Annotated in this window: 8 protein-coding genes; 7 read left to right on the forward strand and 1 reads right to left on the reverse strand. The window is 41.7% G+C overall.

What is annotated here, in order from left to right; translation table 11 throughout:
- Window positions 1-709 precede the first annotated feature (709 nt).
- The gene (locus CUN59_RS05545) at window positions 710-1,657 is read left to right on the forward strand and encodes a polysaccharide deacetylase family protein (protein ID WP_104386900.1); all 948 of its coding nucleotides are present in this window, start codon (window positions 710-712) and stop codon (window positions 1,655-1,657) included.
- Between the two features lie 117 nt (window positions 1,658-1,774).
- Here CUN59_RS05545 and CUN59_RS05550 read toward each other — a convergent pair whose 3' ends face one another.
- Window positions 1,775-6,460 carry a glutamate synthase-related protein gene (locus tag CUN59_RS05550; RefSeq protein WP_104386901.1) on the reverse strand — a complete coding sequence of 1,562 codons (4,686 nt, stop codon included), beginning with the start codon at window positions 6,458-6,460 and terminating at the stop codon, window positions 1,775-1,777.
- 500 nt (window positions 6,461-6,960) lie between these two features.
- Here CUN59_RS05550 and CUN59_RS05555 point away from each other — a divergent pair, with 500 nt between their 5' ends.
- The 6 genes from CUN59_RS05555 to fusA all read left to right on the forward strand — a co-directional run bounded on the left by CUN59_RS05555 (window position 6,961) and on the right by fusA (window position 13,652).
- The gene (locus CUN59_RS05555; RefSeq protein WP_104386902.1) at window positions 6,961-8,889 is read left to right on the forward strand and encodes a phosphodiester glycosidase family protein; all 1,929 of its coding nucleotides are present in this window, start codon (window positions 6,961-6,963) and stop codon (window positions 8,887-8,889) included.
- Between the two features lie 248 nt (window positions 8,890-9,137).
- Entirely contained in the window at window positions 9,138-9,557 is a 420-nt protein-coding gene (locus CUN59_RS05560; RefSeq protein WP_104386903.1) for a cupin domain-containing protein, read from the forward strand.
- A gap of 126 nt (window positions 9,558-9,683) precedes the next feature.
- The gene (locus CUN59_RS05565) at window positions 9,684-10,007 is read left to right on the forward strand and encodes a HesB/IscA family protein (RefSeq protein WP_104386904.1); all 324 of its coding nucleotides are present in this window, start codon (window positions 9,684-9,686) and stop codon (window positions 10,005-10,007) included.
- Window positions 10,008-10,157: 150 nt separating this feature from the next.
- Window positions 10,158-10,541 carry a 30S ribosomal protein S12 gene (gene rpsL / locus CUN59_RS05570; protein WP_104386905.1) on the forward strand — a complete coding sequence of 128 codons (384 nt, stop codon included), beginning with the start codon at window positions 10,158-10,160 and terminating at the stop codon, window positions 10,539-10,541.
- A gap of 384 nt (window positions 10,542-10,925) precedes the next feature.
- Entirely contained in the window at window positions 10,926-11,396 is a 471-nt protein-coding gene (rpsG, locus tag CUN59_RS05575) for a 30S ribosomal protein S7 (protein ID WP_104386906.1), read from the forward strand.
- A 177-nt stretch (window positions 11,397-11,573) separates the two neighbouring features.
- Window positions 11,574-13,652, forward strand: coding sequence for an elongation factor G (gene fusA / locus CUN59_RS05580; RefSeq protein ID WP_104386907.1), 2,079 nt, complete (start codon window positions 11,574-11,576; stop codon window positions 13,650-13,652).
- Window positions 13,653-13,658 lie beyond the last annotated feature (6 nt).

Genomic DNA, 13,658 nt, shown 5'->3' on the forward strand with positions numbered 1-13,658 from the left:
TTGAAGTGCGGAATGTGGGTATTAAAGAAGTAAATTAAAGCACCCCACTACGACAGATTTTTGGTGTGCCGCTTGCGTAAGTCCTATAAATATTGGAAAAAATAAAATTGAGATAATTGAAAATATTTCCAGTCAATGATAAATTATCAAAAGTTATCAATTGCTGATAAAAATATCTGGCTTTAAATAGATAATAGTAGCCATAATCACTACTAAAGATAATTTAAAGATGCGAAACTATATTCAGTTAATTATCGTCTAGCTCTTAGATAGTATTGAAGAAAGTCTAAGGATTTTGACAGCATCAACTATAACAGGACTTACGCACAACAGAACGAAAGTAGGAGTAATTCATGAATTACCCCTAGGAAATAATCAGGGTTTCAGTTATATCTTGTGTAAATCCTATATAAATAAAGTGATTAACAGGACTTAGGCACTGTACAAATTAACCATGATGTGCATAAACGAAAATCAGTCGTTTCAGGCTTTTGGCGATTAACTTCTGTTCAATAGCAAACTGCTTGCAGCAGCGCTTTGCTATCGCTTAAAAATCATCAAAAAATAACCTTAAAATGCCCGAAAACCATACCCCATATTTGGTTGATCCTGTGAATGCGTAAGTCCTAATATAGAAAAATGTGTTATAACCTACCGTCAGAGCTATCACTGCCATCATTGATTGCTTACCCCTTAAAGGAGTTACACTGTGGAAAATAATAAGCCATTTTTTGAGACACAGACAACATTAATTGCTATCGTCGGTCTAACGGGCACTTTAGCAATTGCTTTGATGATTCTTTTTAAAGTTAATACGTCTGATGCTCAAATTAAAAGCACCAGTGTTAAGGATAAGGAAATTGCTGTTAATGTCAAAACTCAGCAGCGATTAGAACAATTTAAAGCCGAAATGCTCACTAGTTGGCAGGAAGAAGCCCAAGCAAAAGGGTTTGCAACCGATGTACCATCTAGATTTGAAGGGGCTGTGATCGAACAGGCAAAACTGCCAGCTAGCAAAAAAGTTATTGCCCTAACTTTTGATGATGGCCCCTGGCCTGGTAGCACCGCAAAAGTATTAGATATTCTCAAAAAAAATCATATCAAAGGCACATTTTTTGTCGTTGGGCAGAATGTCAAGAATTATCCTGAATTAACAAAACGGATAGTTACAGAAGGTCATACCATAGCTAATCATACCTGGCATCACTGGTATCATCACATGAACCCCCAAACTGCTGCTTATGAAGTTGCTAATACTACAGACATAATCTATAAAACTACTGGAGTGAAAACCAGTCTGTTCCGTCCACCTGGTGGGAATATGAAGAATGGGGTAGTAGATTATGCTAAAAGTAATAAATATGCTGTTATTATGTGGTCATCTGATTCAGTAGACTACTCCCGTCCGACTGTACCAAAATTGATAAATAATATATTTAGAGAAGCTAAACCAGGTGGTATTGTATTGATGCATGATGGTGGAGGCGATCGCTCTCACACTATCAAAGCCCTACCAGAAATCATTAACAAGTTTCGCAAACAGGGTTATGAATTTGTTACTATTCCCGAACTCTTGGAAATGCAAGATCAATACCCACAGCTAGTTGCTCAGAATAAAACAAAATCTCAAAAACCTCAAAAACCCCAAAAACCTTAAGGAAATAACGTTTGAATCAGGATATCCAGGATGAAAGGATAAACAGGATGAATACAAACAAAGTATTTAATTAAATCCTCTAAATCCTAAAATCCTGTACATCCTGATTCAGACAAATTACACAGAACTTAATTGTTTTTCTGCTATTTTGGCTTCTGGACTATCAGCTTCCGATGGTGGAACCAATTGCCAGAATTTGGGTAAGTATACTTCCCAATTAGCAATAATTTCCTGTGCTTTGGGTGAACCAGTTTTCCGGGCATGGGTTTCAATTAACTCATACAATTGTTTTGCACCTGCTTCACTGACAACCCGTTGCACTTTGACAATAGCATGATTGACAAAATCAGGGAAATTACCTACTTCATCGCAGAAATAAGCTAAACCGCCTGTCATACCTGCGCCCACGTTGCGGCCTGCTTTACCCAGAACGACAATGACACCACCCGTCATATATTCACAGCAGTGATCACCAGCCCCTTCAATGACGGCTGTTCCTTTGGAGTTCCGCACCGCAAACCGTTCTCCAGCCAAACCATTGGCAAATAACGCCCCACCAGTAGCACCATAAAGACAAGTATTCCCGACAATTACGTTTTGGGCTGGGTTGTAGGTGGCATTGGTTGGGGGCTTAATAATAATCTCCCCACCGTTCATACCTTTGCCTACATAGTCGTTAGCTTCACCAACTAGGGTAAGGGTGACACCATCGAGGTTAAATGCACCGAAGCTTTGCCCTACACTACCGTGGAAATTAAGGTTAATTTGACCCTTAAAACCGTCGTCACCGTATTTATTAGCGATCGCCCCAGTTAACCTTGCACCGACTGTTCTATCGGTATTTACAACCAGGAGGGTTTTACTAACTGTGCCGTGATTGCCAATTGCAGCTTGAATATCTGCATCAGCCAGTAATTGATCATCTAAAACAGATTCGTTACTGTGAACTTCTTCATGTACTAACCAACTGCGATTAAGTTTTGCATCTGGTAACTTAGTTAAACAATCCAAATTCAAAGCCTGAGTTTTATTCAAGTTGATATCCGAACGAACTGTTAACAAGTCAGCCCGGCCAATGACTTCTGATAAAGAACGATATCCCAATTTTGCCAACAGACTCCGCACCTCTTCGGCGATGAAGTAGAAGAAGTTAACAACGTGTTCAGGAATGCCAGTAAAGCGTTTCCGCAGTTCCTCCTTCTGAGAAGCTACACCCACAGGACAGTTATTAGTGTGGCAAATCCGCGCCATAATGCAGCCTTCCGCAATCATAGCTATCGAACCGAAGCCAAACTCCTCTGCCCCCATTAACGCCCCAATTAGGACATCCCAGCCGCTTTTGAGACCACCATCTACCCGCAGGATGACGCGATCGCGCAAGCTGTTTTCCATCAATACTCGATGTACTTCTGTTAAACCCAATTCCCAGGGACTACCCGCGTGTTTAATAGAAGAAAGCGGTGATGCACCAGTACCGCCATCATGTCCCGAAATTTGGATAATATCGGCGTTAGCCTTAGCTACACCCGCCGCAATTGTCCCAATTCCGATTTCTGCGACTAATTTCACCGAAACTTGAGCTTTAGGGTTAATTTGGTGCAGGTCAAAAATTAACTGGGCTAAGTCTTCAATGGAGTAAATATCATGGTGGGGTGGTGGTGAAATCAAGGTGACACCGGGCTTAGAACGGCGTAACATGGCAATATAGGGGCTTACCTTGGGTCCAGGTAGTTGTCCACCTTCTCCTGGTTTTGCACCTTGGGCAATTTTGATTTCTAGTTGTTTGGCTGTAGCTAAGTATTGGGGAGTAACGCCAAACCGTCCTGAGGCAATTTGTCTAATGGCACTTGCAGCCGTATCACCATTCCGTAACCCATGAAGATGGGGGAGAGTAGGAGATTTACCGTTAACATCTACATCTCTCAAAATATTGTAACGAACGGGATCTTCGCCACCTTCACCAGAGTTAGACCTACCACCAATGCGATTCATAGCGATCGCTAAGGTTTCATGGGCTTCCCGTGATAACGCCCCTAAAGACATCCCACCCGTACAGAACCGCTTCACAATATCACTAACTGATTCTACCTCTTCTAGAGGAATTGACGAGCGCTCGCTTTGGAAGTCTAACAAATCACGCAACGCCGTCACAGGGCGATCTTGCAGATGTTTTTTGTAAACTTCATAATGGTCATAGTGCTTGCCTTTTACCGCCTTATGTAGCGCCTTAGCTAATTCTGGGCTATTCATGTGGTATTCACCACCGGGACGGTATTGAACAAAACCTAAGTTTTCCAACTTTTTCGCTGTCAATTCGGGGAAAGCCTTACTGTGGAAAGATAACACCTCTTGTGCTAACTCACCCACACTTAAACCACCAATGCGGGAAGTTGTACCTCGGAAACCCAAAGCCAACAAATCACCACCAATACCAATAGCTTCAAATATCTGTGCGGCTTGGTAACTCGAAAGCAGAGAAATACCCATCTTCGAGAGGATTTTCAGCAATCCCGATTCTACAGCTTTGCGATAATTTTCTTTAGCTTGTTCTAAAGTCAGTGTGGCGATTTTACCCCTTTCCATAAACTGTTGGGTTTTGGGTTCAGACCACCAAGCAGTGACAGTATCTAAGGCCATGTAAGGACAAACCGCCCCCGCACCATAACCCAGCAAACAAGCAAAATGATGGGTACTCCAACATTGGGCAGTATCCACAATTAAAGATGTTTTCATCCGCAAACCTTCGCGGATTAAATGATGGTGAACCGCACCAATAGCTAATAAGGGGGGAATATAAGTATATTCCGCCGCAATACCCGTACCTGTTCTGTCACTTAATATTAAAACTTTCGCCCCGGCCCGCACGGATTCAGCCGCTTGTTTTTGCAAAGCTTCCACAGCAATCTTTAAACCATCTGGTCCTGTAGCAATAGGGAACAAAGTTGACAATTCACCCGTTGCAAATCCTGACAGCTTAATAGCTTCCAACTCTGCTTGGGTAAGTACAGGGGACTCTAACTTGAGTCTGCGGGCGTATTCTGGTTTAGGTTCTAATAAATTCCCCTTTTCACCCAACTCCACAGTTAAAGACATCACCAACTTTTCCCGTAACGGGTCAATGGCTGGGTTAGTAACCTGGGCAAAGCGCTGTTTAAAATAGTCATACAGCAAATGGGGTTTTTCTGACAACACAGCCAAAGGAATATCATCCCCCATACAGAAAGTTGCTTCTGCACCGGTACTAGCCATGGGATGAATCACCATTTCTACATCTTCTATGGTGTAACCAAAGGCTATTTGCTGCTGTAATAGTAGTTGTGTATCAATTTTATCAGGAGTTTGTGATAAATGTCCATTGTCATTACTGTGGCTATGGTGTCCATTACTGTTACCATTAACTACTGACTGGCCTTTAACTAAGTTACTCAATTCTAGGCGATGTTGTTGCAACCATTCCCCATAAGGATGTTGTTTAGCAATGCGTTGTTTAATCTCCCAATTCTTCAAAATTTCTTGGGTGTTTAAATCCACCGCAATCATTTGTCCCGGTCCGAGTCTGCCTTTTTCGAGAATATTCTCTTCCGGGAAGTCTACTACTCCCGCTTCAGAAGCCACGACGATATAATCATCTTTAGTAATCACATATCGTGCAGGTCTTAACCCATTCCGGTCTAATGTCGCCCCTACCTTCTTACCATCACTAAATACTAACAGCGCTGGACCATCCCATGCTTCTTGCAGACCGCTGTAATATTCATAAAAATCTACAATTTCTGGATATTCAGCCAAGGAAGGTTGATTTTTATAAGCTTCGGGAACCATCATCATTAATCCTTCTAGGGGGCTGCGTCCCGAACGCACTAATAACTCCAATACGTTGTCTAAGGTAGCAGAGTCACTATTATCAACATTTACAACTGGTTTGAGTTCCTCAAACCGATCTTCCCAAATCGGATGACTCAGGGTGGCTTCCCGTGCCATCATCCAATTAATATTCCCTAAGAGGGTATTAATTTCCCCGTTGTGACCTAATAGGCGCATGGGTTGGGCTAAAGGCCATTTCGGCATCGTATTGGTACTAAAACGGCGATGATACACCGCAAATGCCACTTTAAAAGCCGGATTTTTTAAATCTTGGTAAAAATCCCCCAATACGGCGGAACGCACCATGCCTTTATAAACAATTGTCCGGCTAGACAAGGAACATACATAGAAATCTGCGGAAATTTTTCTGCCCGCTTGCATAATTCGGCGACGAGCAATATACAATTCTCTTTCTAGTTCATCGCCGCTTTTGTCAGCACAGGAAATGATAACTTGTGCTATTTGAGGCTGATTTTCTTTAGCTTGTACCCCTAATACTTCTGGATGTACTGGAACTACTCGCCACCCCAGTATAGTCAATTTTTCTTCTGCTGCTATTTGTGCAAATGCCGTCTTAGCAGTTTCGGCAGCTATGGGGTCTTGGGGAAAAAATATCATCCCCACTGCCATATTACCTAAGTTAGAGAGGTCAATTTTACCAGCGTTTTCCCATGCCAATAATTCCCAAGGAATAGCGGTTAATATTCCTGCACCATCACCAGAATCTTGGTCAGCGCTACAACCACCTCTATGTTCTAAGCAAGTTAAAGCAGTTAAAGCTTTTTCTAAAATTTCATGGCTGGCAATATTTTGACGATGGGTAATAAACCCAACTCCACAAGCATCTCTTTCTTCTACTAACCACCTTTGACCGGGGTATGTCTCTTGAGAATTCATATCGGAAGTTTGCTGACCCTGATTCAATGATTGATAACTCATACTCTATTCCTGAAATTTTGAGGTACGGATGTTGCTATTGCTCCTGGAGGACAATATCTCAATTATGGCTAATGCCACACTGATACTATCGGCACTGGGTAAAAATACATAATTACTAAAATTTAGGGATAACAATTTTAGCCTTAGCTTGACATTTAGCCAAAGCTGTGTTACCAATGCCTATCTATTTTCTATTTGTTTATGCACTGTTGAAAAAAAATATAGCAGGTAGCAGGTGACAGTGAATAATTTTACCAATGACCAATGAGAGTGAATAATTTTACCAATGACTAAGGAGAAGCAATTATATTATTTTACACAATTATTGCTAGTATTTTTAGCATCATAATTGTTGACTTCTCTTGAGAAGAGATAAAAACCCAATGTAGATATTATCACGATTATTTGTAAAAAAGATCATTATTTTTTCAATTTGTGGATAAATTTTTGTATGACTAATGGGTTAGCCTGACGTTTAGCATGATAACTTTGCCAAATCTATGAAATTGTTGAATCCCGTGTTACCGCTACTGTCAATAGCACTGTATTTTACTGATACCCATGGGGTATTTGCTCAAAATATGCCCAAGTTACCCACACCCTTAACGGCCATGACTGTAAGCCAAGCTGCATCTACAGGGAGTGGAGGTAATCAAATTATTCTGAATGGACGCACTTTACCAGGAGCATGGTTACAGTCAACAGCAACCTCGATGGGAGTACGAACTTATATCAGCGATGGCGCAATTAGGCAATTTGTCGGTGTAGATTTACTTAATAGTAACAATCCTCATCAACAACCGATACAGTGGTTTTCTAGCTCAACATATCCCCTAATTTTAAATACTGACTTGAGGGGAGGACATCGCTATTTAGATGTTACTCAATTAGCAATGAAACAAGGTTGGCAAATTCAAGCTAATGGTAAGAGCTTAATAATTTCTACTCCTCCATCCCAACTGAAAAATATTCGTTTGGGTAAACAACCGCAAGGAGATAGGGTTGTTCTAGATTTAGATATACCAACTCCTTGGCAGATTAGACAAGAGTTACCAGTCAAAAAAGTTGTTGATCCTGACGAAATTATCCCTAAATCTACCACACGACCCAATCGAGAATGGACTGTCACCTTAGATGGTATTGCTGATCCGGCTTTAATCCAACGGTATAACCCCCAACCGCCCATACCACTAAATCCTCAATCACTAATTCAAAAAGTGGAAGTGGTGAATAATCAAACCATTATCCGTCTTAGTGTTCCCTTTGGGCAATCAGTCCAAGTTAGCACCATTCCCCAACCTAATCGCCTAGTTTTGGATCTTCGTCCTGATGCTTTACGAGAGAGAACTATTGCCTGGGCGCAGGGATTACAATGGCGACAGCAGTGGGTAACTTTAGGCACAGACCGCTTTCCTGTAGTTTGGTTGGATATCAACCCCCGCAGTGTGGGATTAAGTATTAAACCCATAGTGACTAACCCACAAACCGTCATGGGTATTGCCCCCTTATTACAGACTGCTCAAAATTACTTAGCTGTAGCTGCCATTAATGGTGGTTATTTTAACCGCAATAATAAATTACCTTTAGGGGCAATTCGTCGGGATAATGAATGGATATCAGGACCAATTCTCAACCGAGGAGCGATCGCTTGGAATAATAACGGACAATTTTATTTTGGCCGTCTCACACTCACAGAAACTCTAGTTACCAATAATCAGCGTTTACCCATACTCTTACTCAATAGTGGCTATGTGCAAAGCGGTATAGCTCGTTATACTCCAACCTGGGGAAATACTTATACACCCCTAACTGATAATGAAACTATAGTAGTTGTGCAAAACAATCAAGTAATAAATCAGTTACTAGGGGGTAAAAGCGGTATAACTCCTATTCCCATACCCGAAACCGGTTATCTTCTGATTTTCCGTAATCAAACCCCACAGTTGCCCATAGGAACAAAAGTTAATCTTACCAGCACCACTACCACTCCCGAATTTAGTCGCTATCCCCATATTGTTGGTGCAGGTCCTCTATTAGTAGAAAATCGGCAAATAGTTCTTGATGGTCTAGGAGAAAAATTCAACCCGGCTTTTATGAAAGGTCAAGCAGTTCGCAGCAGTATTTGCACTACTTCTACAGGTAATTTAATGATTGCTGCTGTACATAATCGTGCTAGTGGTGGTGGTCCAACTCTAGAGGAACAAGCAAAATTAATGCAAGCTATGGGTTGTATTCATGCCTTAAATTTAGATGGTGGTAGTTCTACAAGTCTTTATTTGGGTGGTCAATTACTTAACCGTTCCCCCAATACTGCGGCGCGTGTTCATAATGGTATTGGGATTTTTCTAGAATCTATAGCAGAAAGCAGTGGTTCGGCTTCCTTCGACTTCCCTCAGGGCAAGTCTCTCACCAACCGGGGCAGGAGGTAAAAATAAAAGTTAGTAACAAAAATAACAACTCCCGTTAAATCAGATTTTTGAACTTCTCAATTTTGAAGTTGACAACAAGAAATCTTTTTTTTGATAAAGACTTTATGTAGAAACATGAGTTTAAGCAAGAAATATTAACGATTGATGATGAGTTTTGTTATCTTGAGCAAGGTGGCTCAATCTCGCCCCACTGGCATTAATTTTTAAGACTAAAAACGGGTTTTTTTATGTCTCTTCATGAGGTAACTATGGCTAAATTATCGGAAACTCTGCCAACCACCACCCTGACGCTACAACCTACAATTAATTCTAAAACTGCTGCGGCCAGTGAATTACGCCCTTGGGGTTCTTTTACCGTCTTGGAAGAAGGACGGGGATATAAAATTAAACGCATTGAAGTTAAACCCGGCCATCGGCTGAGTTTACAAATGCACCATCACCGTAGTGAACACTGGATTGTTGTCTCTGGTACAGCTAAAGTAGTTTGTGGCGATAACGAAATCTTATTAAGCAATAATCAATCAACCTATGTTCCCCAATGTACAACTCATCGCTTAGAAAATCCAGGTGTTATTCCCTTAGTTTTGATTGAAGTTCAAAATGGTGAATATTTGGGAGAAGATGATATTATTCGCTATCAAGATGACTATGCCCGTTCGGAAAAATAAGCAGAGGAGCAAGGGAGCAGCGGTATGGCTAACGCCACACTTTGCGAACGGCTTCGCTCACTGACCGGGAGCAGGGCAGAAAATTTTTCCTACTGACAACGGACAACTGACTAATAAAAAAATTCCATGATTCATTTGAGTTCAGCCGCCATTCAGGAAATCGAACGCTTAAAAGCTAAACAACCAACATATATTTTATTTCGCTTGCGAGTCAAATCAGGGGGTTGTGCTGATTTGTTTTATGATCTGGCTTTTGATACAACAGTGCAATCTCAGGATCAGGTACTAGAGTTACATGATATTCATGTAGTTATAGACTCTCAAAGCCTAAATTACATCAATGGCTTGTTAATAGATTATTCAGAAGACTTAATGGGTGGTGCTTTCCGCTTCCATAACCCCCAAGCAATATCTACCTGTAGTTGTGGCAATTCTTTTTCTATTGGTTAGCGGTCAGTTGTCATTTAAAATCTTCTCCTCTGCTCCCTGTCTCTTCCCTATTACCTTCTAAAATAAATGATTGACAGAAAATCAGAAAAAAAGATATAATCAGGATTTGTTAAAACTTAGATTATAAAGCAGCTTCACGCGCTGTAACTCATGCCAACTATACAGCAGTTAATACGTAGTGAGCGCGAACTAGCGCGTCAGAAAACCAAGTCCCCTGCTCTGAAACAATGTCCTCAACGCCGGGGCGTATGTACCAGAGTATATACAACTACACCTAAAAAGCCGAACTCAGCCCTCCGTAAGGTAGCGAGAGTCAGACTTACATCTGGATTTGAAGTCACAGCTTACATCCCAGGTATCGGTCATAACTTACAAGAACATTCCGTAGTTATGATTCGTGGTGGTCGGGTCAAAGACTTGCCCGGAGTTAGATATCACATCATCCGTGGCACATTGGATACAGCCGGAGTTAAAGACCGGAAACAAGGGCGTTCCAAATATGGAACTAAACGCCAAAAAGCAGGTAAAAAATAGGTGGGTGGCGGTTAATCGCACCAATTACGATTAATCGTCCTGCCTAAGCCTAGATCAATCAAAAACCAGCAGTAACGAATTTTTTTTAAGAAATCAAACTGTATCTGGCATAAAAACAAGTTGCATGAGTGTGGAGAGGATAATCTTGTAAACGATAACAGCACTTTAATTTAAATTTTAAAGTTGATAACGTTGTCGTCTTCTGTGTCTGGTAGCAGATAAATAAGTGAGTTAATTCAGCCTCCCTGCAACTGATAGCGATAGCGCGGCGTAAGCCATAGAGAAAAACTCAGGAAAAATCAGTGGATAATTCAACCGCTTTTAGTTTCCAGTGTTCTGATAGCATATAATTTCGTGTCCAAATTCCGTATTCAAGGATGAAGTATGTCTCGTCGTGGTGTTAGTCAAAGGCGCTCAGTGCCGCCTGACTCAGTGTATAACAGCCGTTTGATCAGTATGATGATGCGACGGATAATGCGTCATGGCAAGAAATCACTTGCTGCAAGAATAGTTTATGACGCTTTGAAAACAATTGAAGAGCGCACAGGATCTAGTCCTTTAGAAACCTTTGAAAGAGCAGTACGTAACGCTACACCACTGGTAGAAGTAAAGGCTCGGCGTGTAGGTGGAGCGACTTATCAAGTTCCCATGGAAGTACGTTCAGATCGTGGTACTACTTTAGCATTGCGTTGGTTAGTACAATATTCTCGCCAGCGTCCTGGCAGAACTATGGCTGCTAGACTGGCTAATGAACTAATGGACGCTGCAAATGAAACTGGCAGTGCTATTCGTAAGCGCGAAGAAACGCACCGGATGGCGGAAGCAAACAAAGCATTTGCACACTATCGTTACTAACCAGAAAAGCGATATATGGTCTTATTGTGTGCAGTATATCGTAGAATTTATGGCTAATGCCCAACCAAGGCAACAGCCTAGCTACACTAAGAAAAATACGGTTTTCCGTAAGAGTATAGAATCTTAACAAAGATTAATATACAAGATATCATGAGGCGACAACGATAGGAGGTAACTGTGGCACGCACGAACCCGCTGGAGAAAGTACGCAATATCGGTATTGCGGCGCATATAGATGCGGGAAAAACAACGACAACAGAGAGAATATTATTTTACTCTGGGATAATTCATAAAATTGGTGAAGTTCACGAAGGAACTGCTGTTACAGACTGGATGGATCAAGAACGGGAGCGGGGAATTACCATCACCGCTGCTGCCATTAGTACCAGTTGGAAAGATCATCAAATTAACATTATTGATACTCCAGGTCACGTAGACTTCACAATTGAAGTTGAACGTTCCATGCGAGTGTTAGACGGTGTAATTGCTGTATTTTGTTCCGTAGGTGGTGTACAACCACAATCAGAAACAGTATGGCGACAAGCAGATCGCTATAAAGTGCCTCGGATTGCTTTTATTAACAAGATGGATCGCACAGGCGCGAACTTCTATAGAGTTCATGAGCAAATGCGCGATCGCTTGCGTGCCAATGCCATTGCCATTCAATTGCCCATCGGTAGCGAAACCGAATTTAAAGGCATTGTTGACTTGGTGCGGATGTGTGCATATATGTACACCAACGACCAAGGAACGGATATTCAGGAAACAGGAATTCCTGAAGACTTACAAGAACAGGCAGCAGAGTATCGGACAAAGCTGATAGAAGCAGTAGCTGAAACAGAAGATGCTCTGATGACAAAATACTTTGAGGGTGAAGAACTAACAGAAGCAGAAATCTGTTCTGCCTTAAGAAAAGGGACAATTGCAGGTACAATTGTGCCCGTGCTTTGCGGTTCAGCCTTTAAGAACAAAGGTGTGCAATTAATGTTGGATGCAGTGATAGATTACCTGCCAGCACCAACAGAAGTACCACCAATTCAAGGTACACTCCTCAATGGTGATACCGTAGAACGTCATGCTGATGATAACGAACCATTATCAGCTTTGGCATTTAAGATTATGGCCGATCCTTACGGTCGTCTGACCTTCGTTCGTGTTTATTCTGGTGTGCTGAAGAAAGGTAGTTACGTTCTTAATGCCAGCAAGAATAAAAAAGAACGGATTTCTCGGTTAGTGCTGATGAAAGCAGATGACAGACAAGACGTAGATGAACTACGGGCGGGTGATTTAGGAGCAGCACTGGGATTAAAAGACACTTTAACAGGTGATACCCTTTGTGATGAAACAGCCCCAGTAATTCTAGAATCCCTATTTATTCCTGAGCCTGTGATCTCGGTAGCGGTTGAACCCAAAACCAAGAATGATATGGATAAGCTCTCCAAAGCACTACAATCTCTGAGTGAGGAAGATCCTACATTCCGCGTGAGCGTAGATCCAGAAACTAATCAAACAGTGATTGCTGGTATGGGAGAATTACACCTAGAAATTCTAGTAGACAGGATGTTACGGGAATTTAAGGTAGAAGCTAACGTGGGTGCGCCACAGGTAGCTTACCGAGAAACAATTCGCAAAGCTGTTACTAGAATAGAAGGTAAATTTATCCGCCAAAGTGGTGGTAAAGGTCAATATGGTCATGTAGTTATTGACCTAGAACCAGGAGAAGTAGGCACTGGATTTGAATTCGTCTCCAAAATAGTTGGTGGTACAGTACCTAAAGAGTACGTCGGACCTGCAGAACAGGGAATGAAAGAATGTTGTGAATCTGGTGTTGTTGCTGGATATCCACTCATTGATGTTAAAGCCACTTTGGTAGACGGTTCTTACCATGATGTAGACTCTTCAGAAATGGCTTTTAAAATCGCTGGCTCAATGGCAATGAAAGAGGCTGTATCGAAAGCTTCACCTGTCATCCTAGAGCCGATGATGAAAGTTGAAGTTGAAGTACCAGAAGACTTTATGGGGACTGTGATGGGCGATTTAATCTCCCGTCGAGGACAGATTGAAAGCCAAAGCACTGAACAAGGACTGGCTAAGGTGGCATCGAAAGTTCCACTGGCAACCATGTTTGGTTACGCTACTGATATCCGGTCAAAAACCCAAGGTCGGGGTATCTTTACGATGGAGTTTAGTCACTACGAAGAAGTACCTCGGAGTGTAGCTGAAACTATCATTGCCAAAAGTAAAGGGAACGCTTAATTAAAA

The organism is Cuspidothrix issatschenkoi CHARLIE-1, assembly GCF_002934005.1.
Lineage (GTDB): Bacteria > Cyanobacteriota > Cyanobacteriia > Cyanobacteriales > Nostocaceae > Cuspidothrix > Cuspidothrix issatschenkoi.